Source organism: Ruminococcus sp. 1001713B170207_170306_F1 (genome assembly GCF_015668065.1).
GTDB classification, from domain to species: Bacteria; Bacillota; Clostridia; order Lachnospirales; family Lachnospiraceae; genus Blautia_A; species Blautia_A faecis.
The window spans coordinates 68,757-90,550 of record NZ_JADPEX010000019.1 but is presented as its reverse complement, the minus strand read 5'-3'; the positions used below and the strand labels follow the sequence as shown (position 1 = coordinate 90,550).

At 44.0% G+C, this 21,794-nt stretch carries 17 protein-coding genes; 3 read left to right on the top strand and 14 right to left on the bottom strand.

Features of this window, described 5'->3' with window-relative positions:
• Positions 1 to 42: 42 nt before the first annotated feature.
• From rimI to tsaE, 3 genes are read right to left on the bottom strand one after another with little or no spacing between them, the layout of a single operon-like run.
• Positions 43 to 483 (bottom strand): ribosomal protein S18-alanine N-acetyltransferase, encoded by a 441-nt coding sequence (gene rimI, locus I4V84_RS12395; protein WP_148463469.1) that lies wholly within the window; start codon positions 481 to 483, stop codon positions 43 to 45.
• Between the two features lie 22 nt (positions 484 to 505).
• Positions 506 to 1,234 carry a tRNA (adenosine(37)-N6)-threonylcarbamoyltransferase complex dimerization subunit type 1 TsaB gene (gene tsaB, locus I4V84_RS12390; RefSeq protein ID WP_195380227.1) on the bottom strand — a complete coding sequence of 243 codons (729 nt, stop codon included), beginning with the start codon at positions 1,232 to 1,234 and terminating at the stop codon, positions 506 to 508.
• Between the two features lie 56 nt (positions 1,235 to 1,290).
• Positions 1,291 to 1,722 (bottom strand): tRNA (adenosine(37)-N6)-threonylcarbamoyltransferase complex ATPase subunit type 1 TsaE, encoded by a 432-nt coding sequence (tsaE, locus tag I4V84_RS12385; RefSeq protein WP_195992335.1) that lies wholly within the window; start codon positions 1,720 to 1,722, stop codon positions 1,291 to 1,293.
• 97 nt (positions 1,723 to 1,819) lie between these two features.
• Here tsaE and I4V84_RS12380 point away from each other — a divergent pair, with 97 nt between their 5' ends.
• A complete protein-coding gene (locus tag I4V84_RS12380; protein ID WP_173717322.1) occupies positions 1,820 to 2,338 on the top strand; it encodes a peptidylprolyl isomerase in 519 nt (172 codons plus the stop codon).
• A 118-nt stretch (positions 2,339 to 2,456) separates the two neighbouring features.
• On the opposite strand, the gene I4V84_RS12375 is transcribed toward I4V84_RS12380, so the two are convergent.
• A complete protein-coding gene (locus I4V84_RS12375; RefSeq protein WP_195992327.1) occupies positions 2,457 to 3,113 on the bottom strand; it encodes a YigZ family protein in 657 nt (218 codons plus the stop codon).
• A 244-nt stretch (positions 3,114 to 3,357) separates the two neighbouring features.
• Here I4V84_RS12375 and I4V84_RS12370 point away from each other — a divergent pair, with 244 nt between their 5' ends.
• Positions 3,358 to 5,955, top strand: a complete 2,598-nt coding sequence (locus I4V84_RS12370; protein ID WP_195992324.1) for a PBP1A family penicillin-binding protein — start codon at positions 3,358 to 3,360, stop codon at positions 5,953 to 5,955.
• Positions 5,956 to 6,178: 223 nt separating this feature from the next.
• Here I4V84_RS12370 and I4V84_RS12365 read toward each other — a convergent pair whose 3' ends face one another.
• From I4V84_RS12365 to ftsH, 4 genes are all read right to left on the bottom strand, one after another.
• Positions 6,179 to 7,120 (bottom strand): ROK family glucokinase, encoded by a 942-nt coding sequence (locus tag I4V84_RS12365; protein WP_148463473.1) that lies wholly within the window; start codon positions 7,118 to 7,120, stop codon positions 6,179 to 6,181.
• Between the two features lie 132 nt (positions 7,121 to 7,252).
• On the bottom strand, positions 7,253 to 8,185 hold the full coding sequence (gene hprK, locus I4V84_RS12360) for an HPr(Ser) kinase/phosphatase (protein ID WP_118583906.1): 933 nt from the start codon (positions 8,183 to 8,185) through the stop codon (positions 7,253 to 7,255).
• Positions 8,186 to 8,444: 259 nt separating this feature from the next.
• On the bottom strand, positions 8,445 to 10,310 hold the full coding sequence (gene uvrC / locus I4V84_RS12355) for an excinuclease ABC subunit UvrC (RefSeq protein ID WP_195992322.1): 1,866 nt from the start codon (positions 10,308 to 10,310) through the stop codon (positions 8,445 to 8,447).
• A 66-nt stretch (positions 10,311 to 10,376) separates the two neighbouring features.
• Positions 10,377 to 12,419, bottom strand: a complete 2,043-nt coding sequence (ftsH, locus tag I4V84_RS12350; RefSeq protein ID WP_195992320.1) for an ATP-dependent zinc metalloprotease FtsH — start codon at positions 12,417 to 12,419, stop codon at positions 10,377 to 10,379.
• 415 nt (positions 12,420 to 12,834) lie between these two features.
• On the opposite strand from ftsH, the gene I4V84_RS12345 reads away from it, so the two are divergent.
• Positions 12,835 to 14,319, top strand: a complete 1,485-nt coding sequence (locus tag I4V84_RS12345; RefSeq protein ID WP_173773449.1) for a DUF1846 domain-containing protein — start codon at positions 12,835 to 12,837, stop codon at positions 14,317 to 14,319.
• Positions 14,320 to 14,533: 214 nt separating this feature from the next.
• Here the strand turns inward: I4V84_RS12345 and I4V84_RS12340 are convergent, their stop codons facing one another.
• From I4V84_RS12340 to I4V84_RS12315, 6 genes are all read right to left on the bottom strand, one after another.
• Positions 14,534 to 16,117, bottom strand: coding sequence for a hypothetical protein (locus I4V84_RS12340; RefSeq protein ID WP_195992309.1), 1,584 nt, complete (start codon positions 16,115 to 16,117; stop codon positions 14,534 to 14,536).
• 76 nt (positions 16,118 to 16,193) lie between these two features.
• Entirely contained in the window at positions 16,194 to 17,204 is a 1,011-nt protein-coding gene (locus I4V84_RS12335; RefSeq protein ID WP_195992307.1) for a LacI family DNA-binding transcriptional regulator, read from the bottom strand.
• A 195-nt stretch (positions 17,205 to 17,399) separates the two neighbouring features.
• Complete coding sequence (locus I4V84_RS12330; protein WP_195992305.1) at positions 17,400 to 18,041, bottom strand: SGNH/GDSL hydrolase family protein; 642 nt, start codon at positions 18,039 to 18,041, stop codon at positions 17,400 to 17,402.
• Positions 18,042 to 18,053: 12 nt separating this feature from the next.
• Positions 18,054 to 19,001 (bottom strand): ABC transporter permease, encoded by a 948-nt coding sequence (locus I4V84_RS12325; RefSeq protein ID WP_195992303.1) that lies wholly within the window; start codon positions 18,999 to 19,001, stop codon positions 18,054 to 18,056.
• 11 nt (positions 19,002 to 19,012) lie between these two features.
• A complete protein-coding gene (locus I4V84_RS12320; RefSeq protein WP_195992301.1) occupies positions 19,013 to 20,497 on the bottom strand; it encodes a sugar ABC transporter ATP-binding protein in 1,485 nt (494 codons plus the stop codon).
• 80 nt (positions 20,498 to 20,577) lie between these two features.
• A complete protein-coding gene (locus tag I4V84_RS12315) occupies positions 20,578 to 21,585 on the bottom strand; it encodes a sugar ABC transporter substrate-binding protein (RefSeq protein ID WP_195992299.1) in 1,008 nt (335 codons plus the stop codon).
• Positions 21,586 to 21,794: the final 209 nt, after the last annotated feature.

Below are 21,794 nucleotides of genomic sequence, written 5' to 3'. Positions count from 1 at the left end.
GCAAGATGTGCGTCACATTTTGCGAGAATGAGAGGTTCTCACTTATCCACGCGGATGCCTAGTCATAAGCAGAGCATCTTCCACGGGATCCGTATAATATTTCTTGCGGATCCCGTCTTTTGTAAATCCCATTCTTTCATAAAGACGGATGGCAGTCCCGTTGCCTGTACGAACCTCAAGATGGATCGTGGTAACTCCCTGCTGTTCGGCAAGCCGGATCAGACTGTCCATAAGGAAATGCCCAATCCCCTCTTTCTGCCTGTCCGGGCGCACTGCAACATTGGTAATGTCGCCTTCATCCAAAACCATGATCAGGCCACAGTAAGCCAGGATTTCTCCTTTCTCTTCCACTACAAGGAACATGGCATCCTTGCGGGTCAGATAAGTAAAAAATCCCTCTTTCGTCCATGGCGGGGAAAATAATTCGTTTTCAATCTTCATGACCTGATCCAGGTCATCTACCAGCATTTCACGAAGAATCATACTCTGACTTCTCCTTTTCTTCTCAGCTGTTTTTTTCAGAAGCTTTCTCTTCCTGCAGCTTCTGGGCGCGCTCACGCTCTGCCTGGGAAACTCTCAGGTATTCTGGAACATGCTCCATAGCAGTCACTATTTTGCCCTCTTTCACATAAATCCCGCCAAGGGCTGCCACTGCAGCTGCTCTTTGCTTATTCACATGGGCAGGTGCAAAAGAATATGGAACCTTCAGGTTCTCCTGGATCATTTTTCCAAAGACAGGCACGCCATCGCCAAGGAATACTACCTCTTCCCCTCTCGCATTCAATTTCTCAATCATCTCAGCCATTGGAACTGCCATCTGAGCTTCTACCGTTACCAGCTTATGCTCCTGAAAGCGGTAAATTCCTGTATAAACCTGACTTCTTCTTGCATCCATAATCGGACAGATCAATGCTCTGGAATCATACAAATTATATGCCAGTGCATCCACAGTGGGAATTTCCACCAGAGGCTTTTTCAACGCAAGACCAAGTCCCTTGGCTGTAGCAGAACCGATACGAAGTCCTGTAAAAGAGCCTGGTCCGGCTGCCACTGCAATGGCATCAATGGTATCCAGATCCAGCTCTGTCATCTTCACCAGCTCGTCCAGCATAGGAAGAAGTGTCTGGGAATGTGTCTTTTTATAATTAACTGTATATTCCGCAATCAGGTTCTCGTCCTCCACTATTGCAACAGAAGCGACGATTCCTGAGCTGTCAAGACCTAAAATCTTCATTTTTTCTCCTTACTCTCCCCACTTTTGGAGATTTTCTAATTTTTCTGCCACTTAATCTATTCTGGTAATCCGGTTACTGTGATCTTACGATAATCGAACCCTTTTTCCAGATTTTTCTCAATGGTAATCTCAATGATCTGCTCTGGCAGGATTTCTTCAATCAGATTGGCCCACTCAATGAGACAGATTCCATTTCCGTAGAAATAGTCATCATAGCCGATCTCTTCCATCTCCTCAATGTCCCCGATCCGGTACACATCAAAGTGGTAAAATGGCATACGGCCGCTTTCATATTCCTGAATAATGGTAAAAGTCGGACTGTTTACAGGCTCTGTGATCCCCAGTCCCTCTGCCACTCCCTGGGTAAAAACAGTCTTACCTACCCCAAGATCTCCTACCAGTGTATATATCTGCCCGGGAAGAGCATTTTCCCCGATCCATTTGCCGAAAGCGAAGGTCTCTTCTGGGCTGAATGTTTCTTTTATCATAACTTTACAACTCCTTTTTACTTGCAGAATTGCTCTTTGCATATTATAATAGAACGAATAACGAAATACAATACTTTTTGAAAAAGGAGATCAAACTATGGCAAATCCAGTTGTTACCATTACTATGGATAACGGAGATGTGATCAAAGCAGAGTTATATCCGGAGATTGCACCAAATACTGTAAATAACTTTATCAGCCTTGTTAAAAAGGGATTTTATGACGGACTTATTTTCCACCGTGTTATCAACGGCTTCATGATCCAGGGCGGCTGCCCGGACGGAACCGGAATGGGCGGTCCTGGATACAGCATCAAGGGTGAATTTGCTCAGAACGGTGTGAAGAATGAGTTAAAACATACCGAGGGCGTTCTTTCCATGGCAAGAGCCATGCATCCGGATTCAGCAGGAAGCCAGTTCTTCATCATGCACAAAAATGCTCCACACCTTGATGGTGCTTACGCTGCTTTTGGTAAAGTGACCGAGGGCATGGATGTGGTAAACCAGATTGCTGAGACCGACACTGACTACAGCGACAGACCACTTGACGAACAGAAGATCAAATCCATGACAGTAGACACCTTCGGCGTAGATTATCCAGAGCCAGAGAAATGCTGATCCTTCATGCTCTGCAGACAGACTGATCCAGAGCATGTTTAAAAAGCTTTCAAAAGAACTTTATCCCCTGCATCTGTGGAATGTTTATTTTCACAGATGCAGGGGTTTTTGTTCTCTTTTAATGGTCAAACACCTTTATTTCGCCTTCCACATCTGCGAAATAAAGCTCCTTCTCTTTCTCCATCTTTATACGTCCGCTGGTGGCTTCTGTGATCACCTTCTGGATTCTTCCAATCTGGTCATTTGGCACAAGAAGATGCATGATCACCTTGTCTGTGTACTCCGTGTCAAGGACCGGAAGCTGATTCTCTGCTGCAATATACTGCAGCTTGCCGATAGCTGTGTAATCTGCAGTCAGTGCCAGTGAAATCCCATGGTGCTTCTCTATCACCGTACTCTCCCCCAGACCAGCCTGCACTGCTCCGGAATAGGCACGCACAAGTCCGCCGGTACCAAGGAGCACGCCGCCAAAATATCTGGTCACAACTACCGCCACATTATAAATATCTTCCCCCAGTATCACATCCAGCATAGGCCGTCCTGCAGTTCCTGACGGCTCCCCGTCATCGCTGCACCTTGTAAACTCCCGATGTTCTCCAATAGAATAAGCATAGCAATTATGTCTGGCATCCCAGTATTTCTTCTTCATTTCCTCTATGAAAGCAAGAGCGTCCTCCTCTTTTTCCACCAGGCGCACCGTCGCAATAAACCGGGATTTCTTCTCCGTAATCTCCCCCTCGCCTCCTGCATAGATGGTCTTATATTTTTCCAGCATACGGAAACCTCCAAAAACTCATAATAAAATAAAGATAACAGCTTGTTCTTCCTCATTTGCTATAGTGTAACATGAATTGGCTTTTCTTTCCAGTCTTGTAAAAGGATGCTGTTCACCTTACTATTCACTGATACCGTTCCGCGAGGTGTTTTTTGTGAACAAAGTTCACAGAAATATTCGATTTTAGGGTTTATTTACGAACCTGGATTTGATATAATAGAACGGATTATAAAGGAGGTTTATCATGAACTACGGAAAAAAATCGGCCTCTAAGAAACGGAATTCTCTTATTTCCCGCTCGTCCATGATGGGAAAAAGGGCACATGTTTCGTTTATCAGAGTCCTTTTCATCGGCCTGATCGCCCTGTGCGTTGCAGTGTCCAGTCTTGGAATTGGTTCCATTCGTGGAATACTTGCAAATACGCCGGACGTAAATGAAGTGGATATCATGCCTCTTGGTTATGCCACTTTCCTCTATGACTGCAATGGTAATCAGATTCGTAAGCTGGCAGCACCTAATGCCAACCGACTTCCGGTTTCCATTGACCAGATTCCGGAGGATCTGCAGCATGCAGTAGTGGCTATCGAGGATGAGCGTTTTTATGAGCATAATGGAATTGATGTAAGAGGTATTCTTCGTGCTGGTGTGAAAGCACTTACTACCGGAAGCTTTTCCGAGGGTGCAAGTACCATTACCCAGCAGCTTCTGAAGAACAACGTTTTCACCAACTGGACCAACGAGTCTACACAGGTGGAGCGATTTACACGTAAGCTTCAGGAGCAGTTCCTTGCCGTTGAGATTGAGAAAAAGATCGGCGACAAGAACGTGATCCTTGAGAATTACCTAAATACCATCAACCTTGGTGCAGGCGCATACGGTGTACAGGCTGCTGCCCGTCAGTACTTTAATAAAGATGTGTGGGATCTGAATCTTTCCGAGTGTGCAACTCTGGCAGGTATCACCCAGGCTCCTACCAAATACAACCCAATCGAAAATCCCAAGGAAAATGCAAAGAGACGTAAAGAGGTTCTTGACCATATGCTGGATCAGGGTTACATCACTCAGGAGCAGTATGACGATGCTATTAATGATGACGTTTACACCCGCATTCAGGAGGCACAGGCTTCTAATACACAGTCTTCCAGCAAGACATACTCTTACTTTGAGGACGAGCTTACCAAGCAGGTTATCAATGATCTGATGAATATCAAGGGATACACCAAGACACAGGCACAGAACCTTCTGTATAGCGGTGGTCTGAAGATCATGACTACCCAGGATCCGGACATTCAGAACATTGTGGATGAGGAATATTCCGATCCATCCAACTATCCGGATTACGTACAGTACGCACTTGATTATGCCCTTACCGTGAAACAGCCGGATGGCCAGGAAGTAAACTACAGCAAGGAAATGATGAAGCTTTACTTCCAGAATGAGGATCCGTCTTTTGATCTTTTGTTTGATTCCCAGGACGAGGGACAGACTTATGTAGACCGTTATAAAGCGAATATTCTTGCAGACGGAAGCACGGTTGTTGCAGAGCGTGTAAGCTTTGCCCCCCAGCCTCAGTCAGCAATGACGATTATCGACCAGCATACCGGATATGTGAAGGCGATCATTGGCGGACGTGGAACCAAGACTGCCAGCCTTACCCTGAACCGTGCTACAGACAGTACCCGTCAGCCAGGTTCTACATTTAAGATCGTATCCACCTATGCTGCGGCCCTTAATGAGAAAGGCATGACACTGGCTACCACTTACGAAGACCAGCCAATCACCTATGACAACGGTGCACCAGTCAATAATGCAAGCGGCAGCTTTAATGGTACCACTACGATCCGTACAGCGATCCGTAATTCTGTCAATACCGTTGCCGTTCAGTGTTTTGAGGATGTAACCCCTGAGCTTGGCCTGAAATACCTGGACAACTTTGGATTTACCACACTGGCACATGGTACAGAAGCGGATACCGATGCCAATGGCAATGTTTATACAGATGCCAACCTGCCTACAGCACTTGGCGGTCTGACCTACGGTGTTAAGAACGTAGAGCTTTGTGCCGCATACGCAGCCATTGCGAACGGCGGTAATTATATCAAACCGGTTTACTACACCAAGATTCTTGATCACAACGGAAACGTATTGATTGAGAACAACTCTGTAGGACGCTCCGTCATTAAGGAAACAACTGCTTATCTTCTTACAAGCGCCCTTGAGGATGTAGTTCAGAATGGTACCGGTACAGCCTGCCAGCTTGACAATATGGCAGTTGCAGGTAAGACAGGTACTACAGATGCATACAATGACCTCTGGTTCGTAGGATATACACCATATTACACATGTGCAGTATGGTCCGGTTACGACGGCAACCAGAAGATACCAGAAGGTGATGCACGTAATTTCCACAAGACATTATGGCGTAAGGTCATGAACCGGATCCATCAGGGAATGGAATACAAAGATTTCGAAGTTCCGGATGGTATTGAACAGATCAGTATCTGTGCTGATACAGGACTTCTTCCGAGAGTTGGCTGCCCGGTTACAGAGGAGTACTTTGATGTAGGAACCATGCCTACAGAGTACTGTGACCAGCATTTCTACGAATATGACGAGAGTCAGGATGAGGATATGGAAATCTACGATGAAAATGCCACTCCGACTCCAGATCCGGAAAATCCGGACGGCACAGACAATACAGATGGCAGTGGCGGTGACGGCACTGGCGGCGATGGTACTGGTGGTGACGGTACTGGCGGTGACGGTACCGGCGGCGGTGATATCCAGTATCCAGATGAAAGCGGCGGAGATTCTGGTAATGATGATATTTATTATTACTAAAAAGCTTTCAGCTGACAACCAGTAATAAACAATTAGAGAACTGCAGTTTTCGTTTCCGGAAAGCTGCAGTTTTTTTCTGCCAAAATAATAGCTATTCAATGCCGGAAGCGATAAACTATATATACAAAGAAACGCCTTGCACAGAGTCTGCTGGATTCAGCAATCCTCTGCACAAGGCGTTTCCTGATTTTATGTATTATGAAATTCTCTGGATGATCTGAAATCAGTCTTTGATCACCATACGGGCTGCGCCATAGATACCGGCATCATTTCCAAGGCTTGCAAGAATGATCGGAGTACTCTTACAGGATGGGAATGCATATTTCTGATAGTACTTCTGGATACAGTCTGTAAGAGGTTTGCCTGCTTTGGATACACCGCCGCCAATTACAATTGCCTCCGGGTCTGTTACACATGCAAACACGGCAAGTGTGCTTCCCAGAATATCGCCAACCTTCTCCATAGTCTTAACAGCCAGAGCATCGCCCTCCTTGTAGAAGTCAAGAACATTCTTAGCAGAAAGCTTCTCTACATGACGCATCTTGCTGTCCTCCTTGCTCTCCTCCAGAATGTCATTTGCCACACGTACAATTCCGGTTGCAGATGCATACTGCTCCAGACATCCGTGATTACCGCAGTTACATGGGCGAACTTCATTGTGATTGACACATGCATGTCCAATCTCTCCACCGGCACCGTGATAACCTGCGATGATCTTGCTGTCGATGATGATACCGCCGCCAACACCAGTTCCAAGTGTAACCAGGATCACGTTCTTGGCCCCCTCTGCAGCACCCTTCCATGCCTCTCCAAGAGCTGCGATATTGGCATCATTGGCTGCCTTTGCCGGAAGGCCTGTAAGTGCGCTTAATTCGCTTGCTACGGCCTTAAAACCCCAGTGCAGATTAACTGCCATAGGAACTTCACCATTCTCATTAACAGGTCCTGGAATGCCGATTCCAACACCGTCTACATTATCCTTTGTGATTCCTCTCTCATCCAGCTTCGTCTTGATTGCATCTGCAACATCCGGCAGGATTGAAGAACCGTTATTCTCCAGTCTTGTTGGAATCTCCCACTGCTCAACCAAAGTTCCATTCGTAAGAAACAGACCGCATTTTACAGAAGTTCCTCCTACGTCAATACCAAAACAATACATACCCATTGTAAATTTCCATCCTTTCTGATCTATGAATTACTATTCTATGCATTACTGTTCTATGCATTACCGTTCTATGCATTACTGTGCCTTAAAGCCTATTAAAAAAGTATTCCCGCAATCTGCACACTCTGATTTTTATTCTTCTCTTTTTTTGGCAATGTTCGCCTGAACACGCTTGTACAGCTCCTCAGCTGCATTGTAGCCCATCTTCTTCTGTCTGTGGTTAACGGCTGCAGACTCAACGATAACAGCCAGATTACGTCCCGGACGAATCGGAAGGGAATGGCATACGATCTTGTTTCCAAGATACTCCGTATACTCCTCATGAAGTCCCAGACGGTCGTACTCCTTGTCGCGGTCCCACTCTTCCAGCTTGATAACAAGATCCACAGACTGGGTATCCTTAACACTCTCAACACCAAACAGGGTCTTCACATCAATAATACCAATACCACGAAGCTCAATAAAGTGACGTGTAATATCCGGTGCGGAACCAACTAAAGTGACATCACTCACCTTGCGAAGCTCAACAACGTCATCACTGACAAGACGGTGACCACGCTTGATCAGCTCAAGAGCCGCCTCGCTCTTGCCAATACCACTCTCGCCTGTGATCAGGACACCCTCGCCATAAACATCCACAAGCACACCGTGAATGGAAATACAGGGAGCCAGCTGGACGCCAAGCCAACGGATGATCTCTGCCATCAGACTGGACGTAGTTCTCTCTGTCACAAATGTAGGTACATTATATTTGTATGCAAGATCGATCATATCCTGTGACGGTCTTGTCATGGTGCTGAAGATGACACATGGGATCTTGCTGGAGATAAAACGCTCGTACTTGAATGTGCGCTCCTCATCGCTTAACTGCATCAGATAAGTATACTCTACATATCCGATGATCTGAACACGCTCGTTTGCAAAATGCTCCAGATATCCTGTAAGCTGCAAAGCCGGACGATTTATTTCTGCTGTCTTCACATAAATCTCTGTAAGGTCAATATCAGGCGTCAGGTTGGTCAGATTCAGTTCCTGCGCCAGCTTGGTAAGCTGTACACCCTTCATGCTTTTATCTCCTTTTTCTCTAATGAAGTCCTTCCCGCATAAGCAGTTCCCTGCAGTTACAAGATTCCTCATAATAGGTGAAAACTGTTATGCAGTCTGTGCAGGTTTCTTTGCACTGCACATAGAAATTATATACATTGCCAAAAATCCACACTTATCTGTATTATACACAATTTTTTCTGTAACTTCAATGTCGAATCTTGTTAAAACTGTTACTGTTCGCTCTATTCACAGTAACACGCTTCGCGATGCACAGAAATCATGCATTCGTATGATTTGGCGCTCTATGAAAAAACTGATAGACAGCCTCCGCGCTCTGTACATTCATAGACTCTGTCTGACTTAATTCTTCCACAGAAGCATCCCGGATATTCTCAACAGACCGGAATCTTCTCATAAGAGCCTTTCGCCTGGTCTCGCCAATTCCCGGAATATCATCCAGAACGGAATGTACCTGTTCTTTGCTTCTAAGGGAGCGGTGATACTCAATGGCAAAACGGTGAGCCTCATCCTGGATCCTGGTTACCAGATGGAAACCCTCACCAGAAGTATCAATGGGAATTTCAACATTATTGAAATACACCCCTCTGGTTCGGTGGTTGTCATCCTTTACCATACCACATACCGGAATATCAATTCCAAGCTCTCCAAGAACCTTCCGTGCAATGTTTACCTGGCCACGTCCGCCATCCATAAGGATCAGATCCGGAAGAATGGAAAAGCTGTCGTATTCGCCCTTGGATTCATGGGTAAAACGCCTTGTAAGCACCTCTTCCATGCTGGCGTAATCGTTAGGTCCCTGCACCCATTTGATCTTGAATTTTCGATAATCGCTTCGCTTCGGCTTGCCCTTTTCGTAAACCACCATGGAACCAACGGACTCAAACCCACTGATATTGGATATATCGTAGGCCTCCATACGCACAATATCCTTAAGCCCCAGCCAGTCCTCAATCTCCTTCACCGCGCCGATCGTACGTCCTTCTTCACGCTTGATCCGTTCTCTGTCTTTGGAAAGGACCATCCAGGCGTTTTCCTTGGCAAGCTCCACCAGCTTCTCCTTTGTTCCCTTTTTCGGTACACGGATGTGAACACGCTGTTTACGCCTTGCCGTCAGCCAGTCTTCAATGATTTCCCCATCTTCTATCTCCGTCTGCATCATGATTTCCGCCGGAATAAAAGGCGTTCCTGCATAAAACTGCTTCAGAAAGCTTGACAAAACCTGTGCTTTGGTATCGCCTCTTGCCACACGGAGAAAAAAGTGATCTCTGCCGATCAGCCTGCCGCCACGCATAAAAAACACCTGCACAACTGCATCCTGCTCCCGGAGATCTTCACTTTCATCCATGGCAACTGCAATAATATCCCTATCCTCTTCCCCATAGGTAGTTATCTTCTGTCGTTCTCCGATCCGCCTGATACTGTTAATTAAATCACGATATCCTGCAGCATCCTCAAAACGCATATCCTCTGAAGCAGTCATCATTTTCTCCGTCAGCTGATCGATGGTCTCCTTGTAATTTCCATTGAGGAAATGAAGTACCTGTCCAATGTTCTGCTTATACGCTTCCTCACTTACATTTCCCTGGCAGGGGGCCGTGCACTGCTTCATATGATAATACAGACATGGACGGTCTTTGCCGCAGTCACGGGGCAGATTACGGTTGCAGGAGCGCACCATATAAATCTTGCGGACCAGCTCGATCACGTCTTTCACAGCTGTGGAGCTGGTATAGGGTCCGAAATATTTCGCCTTGTCCTTTTTCATGGTGCGGGAAAAAAGGACTCTGGGATAGGGCTCGTTTACCGTCACTTTAATGAATGGATATGTCTTATCATCCTTCAACATGGTGTTATATTTCGGGCGGTGCTCCTTGATCAGGTTGCACTCCAGTACCAGCGCCTCCAATTCAGAATCGGTGACAATATACTCAAATCTGGTAATGTGAGTGACCATCTGCTCAATCTTTGCGCCTTTATTGCGGCTGCTCTGGAAATACTGACGAACACGGTTCTTCAGACTGACCGCCTTTCCCACATAAATGATCTCATCTTTTTCCCCATGCATAATGTAGACACCAGGCTTACCGGGCAGCTTTTTTAATTCTTCTTCAATCAGGAACATAAAAACTCTCCTTTGTTGAAAAGAACCGGGAAAACATGTCTCCCGGTTCTGATGTTTTATCCTATATTATCTGTATTGTTCAATTGCAGGAACGGCAATAGCAGATTCCGCTGTCTCTGTGTCCGCATTTGCCTCATCCGTCTTATCCTCTGCTTTCACAGCCTCATCCAGCGCCTTCAGCCCTTCTGCATCCAACACATCTGAAACTTCCAGTCCCTTCTCCACTGCGCGGAAAATGATCATAAATTCCTTACCGGTAATGGTCTCCTTGCGGATCAGATAAGCAGCGATCTTGTCCAAAGCCTTTCTGTGGCTGCTGATCAGGCGCTTCGCCTCCTCATAAGAAACACGAAGCAACTCCATAACCTCATGGTCAACTTCGGTAGCTGTATTGTCACCGCAATTAAGCACTGCACGACCATTCAGATACTGATTCTCCTGAGTGGCAAGACCCATCAGACCAAACTTCTTGGACATACCATACTGGGTGATCATAGCACGGGCAACCTTGGTGGCCTGCTCAATATCATTGGAAGCACCAGTTGTCACGCTGTCAAAAACGATCTCCTCAGCAGCACGTCCGCCAAGATATCCGACCAGCATAGCTTCCAGTTCTTTCTGGGTATTCAGATATTTCTCTTCTTCCGGAACCTGCATAACGTAACCAAGTGCGCCCATAGTACGAGGTACAATGGTGATCTTCTGTACCGGCTCGGAATCCTTCTGAAGGGCACTTACCAGTGCATGTCCTACCTCATGATAGGATACGATACGGCGCTCCTGGGCACTTAAAATACGGTCTTTCTTCTCTTTTCCAACAAGAACCACCTCAACAGACTCCAGAAGATCCTTCTGGGAAACTGCGTGACGGCCATTCTTAACAGCCAGGATAGCGGCCTCATTGACCATATTGGCAAGGTCAGAACCAACGGCACCGGATGTGGCAAGGGCAATTGCCTCGAAATCAACGGTATCGTCAAGCCTTACATTCTTCGCATGAACCTTCAGGATATCAATACGTCCTTTCAGGTCCGGACGGTCAACGATAACACGGCGGTCAAAACGCCCCGGACGAAGAAGTGCCGGATCCAGTACCTCCGGACGGTTGGTAGCTGCCAGGATCAGAAGTCCCTTGGAAGTATCAAAACCATCCATCTCAGCAAGCAACTGGTTCAAAGTCTGCTCACGCTCGTCATTGCCTCCGCCGTAATGAGAATCACGGCTCTTTCCAATGGCATCAATCTCATCAATAAATACGATACACGGCGCATTCTTCTTGGCTTCCTCAAAAAGATCACGGACACGGGAAGCACCTACACCAACGAACATCTCCACAAATTCTGATCCGGAAAGGGAAAAGAACGGTACATGTGCCTCCCCTGCAACAGCCTTGGCAAGAAGGGTTTTACCTGTACCCGGAGGTCCTACAAGCAAGGCGCCCTTCGGCAGTTTAGCACCAATTTCCACGTATTTGCCTGGATTGTGAAGAAATTCCACAACCTCCTGCAAGGATTCCTTGGCCTCATCCTGTCCGGCAACATCCTTAAATGTGATTCCGGTCTCTTTCTGTACATACGCCTTGGCGCGGCTTTTCCCAACGCCCATCATACCACCGCCGCCTTTGTTCATGCGGCGCATGAAGAACATAAGAAGCACAAACAGAAGCACAGACGGTAAAAGTACGCTAAGCATCATTGCCATAAATTCTCCGAAAGCATCCGGCGGCTCAGATTTAAAAATAATACCGGTTCCTTCCAGACGTTTGGTAAGGGCAGTCTCATCTTCTGTCAGATTGGTGTAATAACTGATCTCCTGATAAGGATTCACCTGCTTCTTCGGCACGATGGTCAAATTATCAGACTGAAGTGTAACTGATTTCACTTCATCATTATTCACCATATCAATAAACTTATCATACGTAATCTCACTGGAATTATCCTGCAGCATATTGGTAAACAGGCTGAAACACACCAGAGTAACCAAAAGACATATCAGAAAAGCCAGAATGGACTGATGATTTTTCTTATTGCGGTTGGGATCCTGATCTCTTCTTGGATCCCCTTTATCAGAGCGGCGTCCGCCTTGATTGTTATCCAGATTATTATCCATTTCATTCCTCCTTACTATCTTTTCTATTATAAAGATAAAACGCAGATAAATCAACCTGGATATTGTGAAAACCCTCTGAATTTTTTTGAAAAAAAGTCAAAAAAATTCACATCAGAAAAATAAATAGATACTTTTTTTACGGCGCGAACTGTAGTATACTAGAGCGTGATTGAAAAAGGCTTTCTGCAGGATGTGCGCACAATTTGCAGGAATGATTTTTCTAATACACTCTAGGAACATATTTTTTGAGGCAGGTGCAGAACGCATCTGCTGTATCCTTTTTACCTGTAACTTTACAGTAAGAAATAACATAATGGATGAGGAACTAAAAGATTACTATGTGCCGCCAATATTCCGCAAGGTGTTTTGTGAACATAGTAAAGAACAGCCCAGAGAAAGAGGGAGGAAAGACAGAATGAAAAAAATTGGGTTCGATAATGACAAATATCTGAAAATGCAGTCCGAGCACATTCGTGAACGAATCAGCAAATTTGACAACAAACTTTATCTGGAATTTGGAGGCAAGTTATTTGATGACTACCACGCTTCCCGTGTTCTTCCAGGATTTGAGCCGGACAGCAAGCTGCGCATGCTGATGCAGCTTTCCGACCAGGCAGAGATCGTAATCGTAATCGGTGCACCTGATATTGAAAAGAATAAGGTCCGCGGTGACCTTGGCATCACATATGATGAGGACGTGCTCCGTCTGATGAACGAATTTACAAGCAGAGGACTTTATGTAGGAAGCGTCTGCATCACACGTTACTCCGGACAGAACAGTGCTGATGCGTTCAAGAAGCGTCTGGAGAAGCTTGGGATCAAGGTTTATGTCCTTTATAATATCCCAGGTTATCCAAGCAATACTTCCCTGATCGTAAGTGACGAAGGATACGGCAAGAATGACTATATCGAAACCACCCGCCCGCTGGTTGTTATCACAGCGCCTGGACCTGGAAGCGGAAAAATGGCTACCTGTCTTTCCCAGCTTTATCATGAATACAAGAGAGGAATCAGCGCAGGCTATGCCAAGTTCGAGACTTTCCCGATCTGGAATATCCCGCTGAAGCATCCGGTAAACCTGGCTTATGAGGCTGCTACCGCTGATCTGAATGATGTCAACATGATCGACCCATTCCATCTGGAAGCTTATGGTCAGACTACTGTCAACTATAACCGTGACGTAGAGATTTTCCCTGTTGTACAGGCTATGTTTGAGAAAATCATGGGCGAGTGCCCATACAAATCTCCTACAGATATGGGAGTTAATATGGCTGGAAACTGTATTGTGGATGATGAGGTTTGCCAGGAGGCTTCCCGTCAGGAGATCATCCGCAGATATTACAAGAGTATGGATGCGCTTATGTCCGGTACCGGCACAGAGGAGGAGGTTTACAAGATCGAGCTTCTTCTGAAGCAGGCACATGCCACACTGGAGGACCGCAAGGTTGTTCCTGCTGCCCTGGAAAGAGAGAAAGAAACTGGTGCTCCGGCTGCTGCCATGGAGCTGGAGGACGGAAGGATTATCACAGGTAAGACCTCTGATCTGCTTGGTGCATCCTCTGCCCTTCTTCTGAATGTGTTGAAGGAGCTTGCCGGAATCGATCACCAGAAGCATGTGATCTCCCCTGATGCCATTCACCCCATTCAGGAGCTGAAAACAGATTATCTTGGAAGTAAGAATCCTCGTCTTCATATGGATGAGACCATGATCGCTCTTTCCATCAGCGCCGCTACGAATCCAGAAGCACGTCTTGCCCTGGAGCAGTTTCCAAAGCTGAAAGGCTGCCAGGCGCATACTTCTGTTATGCTTTCTTCTGTGGATGTCCTCTCCTTCCGTAAACTGGGCGTGGAGCTGACCTGTGAACCGAAATTTGAGCAGGGTAAGAAACTGCAGGGATAAGCAGGCATAGATTTTATTTTGTTGCTACGTAATTAAAAGCTCTGGCAAATGATTGTTAGATAATTATCATTTGTCAGAGCTTTTTCTTTTGTATATGTGCCCAGACAACGGCTTAACCGCAAAAACTACCATTAAGCCGCATGAAACCCTGAATTTACGGAAAAAATTCCACACCGTCGCTACCTTGAAAAACAGCATTCTTTCTTTCATGCATTCATAGCTCCGCTTCGGTGTCACATTCCCCACACATCTTCTTCGCAGTCTCTTCTGGCACTTCGATCAGTCCAAATTTCCAGAACAATGGATAAATATAAGAAATACCTCTAATATCCCCTAATGCCTTTGGACGTTTCACGATGCCGGATATCTGCCGGCAATTTTGGAATGCCATTTTTATGCTGCTCCAGGACAGGGTTTTGCTGTTTTCCCTGCGGTCGATGAGAAGCTCTTTGTTGTAGGTTCCGTCTTTGCCGATTTTCAGCTTGTACTGGTATGGGAGGCCAGAGGCAGTGCGGAATGGGTAGTTTTGGAAGGCTGCAATTGCTGACCAAAGAGTCTCTTCCATACAGTTCTGTCTAAGAGCATCAAGAACTTTCTGCTGCTCATCTGTCAGTTCCAGCTTGTCATATGCTTTTATTTTTCTATCTGTAAATCCAGTTTCGGCTTTGTACTCATCATTTTGTTCCTTTACTTTATCCCAATTGCTGTTCTCCTTCTCCAAAATTACTTTCAACAGTCTTATAATTCCCTTAATTTCCTGCACACTCTGAACACTCAATACATGGAAATCTATTTTCTTTTCCCTGGAACTATATTTCTCTTCCAGAAGCTTTGCCTTTTCCTCATCATGATCCTTGTATCTGGCTTTCCCGGACATGTAAGCATAAGAATTGGCAGTTCCCGGATATTCAATATTTTCCTGCAGATAAAATGGAGATGGATTCTCTTCCAGATCATGCTTCAGGCAATTCAGTTTCTCTATAAACTTCGCGGTAACTTCCGGGTAATGCTCTTTTATATACACAAGATTCTTATGCAGACAAACGGCACTTTTTTCCATCATCTGCCGTTCTTTTGGGTTCTTCAGACAGTCATATTCATAATCCTGAACTTCATGTCCCTCTATGGAACGGATCAACTCACTGTACCAGTACATATGCTGCGCAGAATTGTCCGGAAACATAAAGTAAGTGGAGAATTCATGGTCGATCATCGGCGCCAGCCTCAGAATTTCTCCTTTTTTATTACAAACGAATGCAATATTCTCATAGTGATAATTCTGATCGCCTTTCAGCACAGAAACCAGGATCTGCATGGCAAGCTGCTCTGCCATGTCTTCGTGATTCTGGAAATAGGAAGCCTCTAGAATATCCGTATAATCATAAAACATCATACAATAATTCTCATACTGATCTATATCTACCTTTTTATCCGGATACTTTCGAAAGAATTCCAGAAGATTCAAAAGCTGCTCATCTTCATTATAAATCCTTGGAACCACAGTCCCATAATCATAGTATTTCTGTGTCTCTTCTTCATAACCATGGCAAAAAGCCAGCTGATATAAAGGCGCCGATACAAAATATTCATTTATCACATTCGACCAGAACACTTCCGCATAAGCGAACAAAGGCGTAGAAAATGGCTTGGATTTACTCAACGGCTTAAAAATCCGATTTCCACTGTAAACCGGAAAATGCTTCTCTCCTTTTACTACGCCGACTGCTTCCGCGGTCAGATTGCCTATTCTGTCTGCATAATTATATCGTATTGCACTAAAATCTATTTTGTTTTCCACCAAGTTTCACCTTCTTTTTATGAAAGAAATACTTCTTCTAATTTCTTGGTTCAATTTGTCCTATACTCATTCCATATCACGTAGTCTCTCTAACAATCAGTTTTCCCTCAAAAATCACTTTATTCTGCGTATTTTTCCCTTGAAGTTTGGATATCAAAATTTCTGCTGCTGCCTGTCCCATTTTTCGAACTGGCTGAGCAATTGTTGTTAGAGGAGGTTCTATTAGGGAACTGACAAAAATGTTATCAAATCCAATAACACTGATTTCCTCTGGAACCTGGAGCCGACTCTCATTAAAACCTTTTACGCAGCCAATAGCAAGCATGTCTGTTGCAGTCAGGATTGCATCTGGACGGTCCTTCAGAGACGCATAATATTTTGCTGCATCACGACCAAGTTTAATATAATCTGGCTCATTTTCCCGTGGGACACGATATACCCACTTTTCGTTAAGCTCAAGTCCAAAGTCCTTCAATCCCTGAACAAAACCTTCAAAACGATCTTCAATAATGCTTACATCTTCCGAATTCATTACGTAGCCTAATTTGTGCCGTCCCTTATCAATCAGATACTGGACTGCTTTTCGATTGCTCTTAAATCCATCAGTATAAACACATGCATAATTTTCATCATCCCCAAGTGATTTGTTCATATACACAATAGGAAGTCGTTCAGATATATGCCTGAGATATTCAGCCATCTCATCATCTGTACGATACGTATTGTAGATGATGCCGTCAATATTTCGCTTTAGTAATTGATTTGTGTATTCGATTTCCGACATTGCATGACGTTCCGTATTACAGACCATAACCATGTAGCCATATTTCAATGCAATATCTTCTACTCCACGAAACATGTCCGTATAAAAAATATTACTGTATTCCGGAACCACCAATGCTATCGTGTGAGTTCTTCTGGTACGAATTGCCTGTGCCATATAGCTCGGGGAATAGTTCAGCTTCTTGATGGCCGCTTCCACAGCATCTCTTGTTTCCTTTTTCACCTTTGTATCCCGATTGATCACGCGCGAGACTGTAGATTTGGATACACCCGCTTCTTTTGCAACATCAAATATTGTAACCATATCTCTTCTCCGATAATTAAATATTGTAATTTTATGTACTAATAATACCTTTTTAGTAACTATTATTCAAGAAAAATAAGACAGACATCCATTTTTTACTGGAGTCTGCCTTATTTTTCAGCCTAGAGCCTGTTTGAAAAATCATTCCCACAATCTGTATGACCCACTTTGTGGGAGATTTGGCAGAAAACCTTTTCAAACACTCTCTAGAATTTCTTTTATTTTCTTTTCCATTAACTCTGCCATCTGAGCATGTCCTTTTTCCGTATAATGAATGCCATCAATCTCGTTGACTTCCACTTTCCCCGCAGGATCCAAATACGCCAGATCATATCGTTTTGCAATATCCTCATAATAATTTGATAAGGCTTTGCTTCTGTTTTCCATATCTGGAATCATCTGATCCAAGTCCATGGGGCGGTTTACGCTATGAATGGGAACTGGTGTCACCAGCAAAATCTTCGGTGGCTCAAAATCGACACCTGAATCCGATTTCAAAACAGTTTTCACCAAATTTTCCATGGATACACCAATATCAAAAGGTGTTACGGAAAATCTTGATTTCAAATCATTTGTTCCAAGCATGATTACTACAAGATCAAGAGGTTTATGACTGTCCAGACATGGAAGGAGATATTTTTTACCATTTTTGTAGTCCTCAACAGGATCATCCCATACAGTAGTTCTTCCACCAAGTCCCTCTTCAATAATATAATACTCTGATCCCAATTTTTCTTGAAGAATCCCTGTCCACCGCACATTTCTTGGGTATCTGCTGACTAAGTCAGACCTAAGTCCGTAAGTATTGGAATCTCCATAACATAAAATTGACTTCATCTGTCATCCCCCCTATGCTGCTTTCATTTTTTTCACTTTTTCTTTGTTTGCGAGAACATCAAAAGCTACTGCAAGAATCAGAACCAGACCTTTAACAACCTGCTGATAATACTCTCCAATATTCATAATAGTCAGACCATTGCTAAGCACGCCGATAATAACAGCTCCAAGGAATGCACCAAGCATGGATCCCTTTCCACCGTTTACACTGATTCCTCCGATTACGGCTGCAGTTACAACATCCATTTCAGTTCCGGTTCCAGAAGCCGGAGCACCTGAGCTGATTCGTCCTGTAAGTACAATACCGGCGATAGAAGCCAGAAAAGCACTGATTCCATACAAAGAAATTACAATCTTATTTACGGAAACGCCAGCCAGTTTTGCAGCTTCTACATTTCCACCGATAGCATATATGTAACGGCCAAAATAGGAATATTTCAGAATAAGGCCAGCGAGAACAACAATGATCAGCATAATGATAACCGGAACCGGAATTCCTGCTACATATCCCTGACCAAGAAATACAATGGAATCCGGAATATCATAAACAGGAAGTCCGCCAGAGAAAATGTAAGCAAGTCCACGGACAACCGTCATCATTCCAAGAGTAATTACAATCGCAGATACATCCAGACCAACAATGAGTGCGCCTGTAATTACGCCAATAACGGTCATAATCAACATGGTAAGGATAATTGCAAGAGGCGCTACCATGCCACCGCTGATCATCTGTGCAACAGCCACTCCTGAAAGCCCCAGGTATGCACCTACTGTCAAATCCATTCCGCCAGATATGATAACATATGTCATACCAGCAGACAAAATTCCAATAACAGCGACCTGGCGAAGAACATTCAGAATATTGTTGATCCGAAGAAAGTTCGGGGATGCAACTGAAAAAATAACTACCAAGACAACTAAAATAATAAGTGTGCTGAATTTTTTTAATATCTGTTTCATGTCTTTTCTCCTTATCTGATTCCGGAGGCCAGCTCAAGAATCTTTTCCTGCGTAGCATCCTCTTTCTTTAATTCACCCATCATTTCTCCCTCATGCATAACAATGATTCTGTCGGACATTCCCAGAAGTTCCTGCATTTCAGAAGAAATCATAATAATTGCCATTCCTTTTTTCGCCAGTTCATTCATCAGAACATAAATTTCTTTTTTAGCTCCCACATCAATCCCTCTTGTTGGCTCATCAAATATAATAATATCAGAATTGGATGCCAGGGATTTCGCAAGTACTACCTTTTGCTGGTTTCCACCTGAAAGATTTCGGGTAAGCTGTTCCATAGACGGGGTTTTAATTGACAGTTCCTTAATGTACTTTTCTGCCATATTTTTATCTGCATTCCGATCTACAAAACCAGCTTTTGAAATACTTTTCACAGCAATAAAAGAAATATTATCACGGATTGTCATCTCCAGAAGAGCTCCATGCTTTTTACGATCCTCAGGAATCAAAGCAATTCCATCTTTGATTGCATCTTTCGGACTGTGGATTTGAACCGTTTTACCATGAATTCTGATCTCTCCTGAAGATTTTGAATCTGCTCCGAAAATAGCTCTCGCAGTTTCAGTTCTTCCAGCACCAACAAGCCCTGCAAGTCCAAGGATCTCACCTTTATGTACCTGAAAACTAATATCTTTCAGAAGTGCATCAGTACAAAGACGATTTACTTCTAGCACTACCTCACCAATTTTCTTTTCTACAGTAGGATACTGCTCGTCCAAGTCACGACCAACCATCATTTTGATCAATCCATTATTGTCAATTTCGGAAGCCATTCTAGTTCCCACATATTTTCCATCGCGCATAACCGTGATTCTGTCCGCCAAGGCAAAAATTTCCTCCATTCTATGGGAAATATAGATAATTGCAACTCCCTGCGCTTTCAGTTTGCGTACAATTCCGAACATAGCATCAATCTCACGGTTTGTCAGCGGTGCTGACGGTTCATCCATAATCAGTACTTTTACATTGGACGAAATTGTTTTCGTGATTTCTACCAACTGCTGATAAGCAACTGTAAGACTTTTTACATCCTTTGTTACGTCAATATCGATTCCAAAGCTATCCATAAGTTCTTTGGCTCTCTGATTCATTAACTTGCGGTTAATCGTAAAACCTGAGGTCAGCTTTTGTCCAAGAAATATATTTTCCGCTACGGAAAGATCCGGAACAAGATTAAATTCCTGATAAATAACACCGATTCCTAGTTTTTTTGACAAAGCCGGAGTCATAGAATCGTATTCTTTTCCTTCATATAAAATGATTCCACCATTTGGCTTGATTGCTCCAGACACAACTTTGATCAATGTTGATTTTCCAGCACCGTTTTCTCCCATAAGTGCATGTACTTCCCCGGGATAAACTTCCAGATTCATATGATCCAGCGCCACAACACCGGGATATTCTTTTGTAACATTCTTTAAAGTTAATATAGGTTCCATATAACTGATTCCTTCCCGGGGTACCCCCTGAATAACTTCGGGGGACTTTTTCACAGTCCCCCGAACACCTGAAAATTATATTATTCAGTGATATAATCTTTTACATTTGCTGATGTTACAGCTTGAAGGTCGAATAAACTATCTTTCGGGTAGGATGCTTTATTTACGACTGCAATTGCTGTATCAACAAGAGCTTTACCTGTTGCGGTCGGATTCTGGCTTACGGAAACCTGATAAATAGTTCCCTCATCAATAAGTTTCAGAGCTTCATCTGTAGCATCAATACCGGCAATCAGATATTGATCCGGATCTGTCATACCAGCTGCTTTAAATGCCTGGTAAGCACCAAGTGCTGCGCCGTCAGATACACCGCATACAACTTTCAGGTCTGGGTTTGCCTGAAGGAAGTTCTCTGTATTGGACATTCCTTCTTCCTGATCTGCTGCTGTTGCATCTGCAACAAATTTAACGTTTGGTGCATATTCCTGAACGCCTGCTATAATTCCCTCTTTACGTGCAATAACGGATTCCATTAAGTCGTAGTTCAGAGTAGCTGCCTGTACTTCTTCATCTGTTCCATACATTTCAGCGATTCTCTGTCCTACTGCACATCCCTGTGTATATCCAAGTACGTATTCTTCACAGCCAATATATGCATCATACCCATCAATTGTAGAAGTCAGGCAAACAACTGCAATGCCTTCTTCTTTTGCCTTAGCAATAACTGGTTTAGCTGCTTCAGAATCAACTGCACATACGATAATTGCATCACAGCCTGCGGAAATAAAGTTTTCCAATGCTGTGATCTGTTTTGCGGAATCACTGTCGCAGGAGTTTGTCATTAAGGTACAGCCTGTTGCATCTGCTTCATTCTGAGCTGCGTCTACTAACTGAATGAAGAACTGGCCAGTCAAGTTCAGAACAGAAATACCAATCGTATATCCCTCATCTGTGGAAGGTTCTGCAAGTTCTACAGTTTCTTCTGCTGCCTCATCGGCATTCTCTTCTGCAAATACGGTAGTTGCACCTGCCATCATTGAACAGGTCATTGCTGCTGTAAGAAACAGGCTCACGAGTTTTTTCTTCATAGTTCTTTCCTCCGTTTGATTTTTGATATTATGTTTTACTTTTTGGGAACGTTACCATTTTGTTCTAAAAAAATTATTCTCACATTGTGCATATTGTTATTTTTATCCTTTGTGGGAACGTTCCTATTTGATGGTTTTATCATACACGTTCTGCTTTTATCTGTCAATGTGTTTTTATATTTTTTCTATTTTGTATGAATAATCGATGT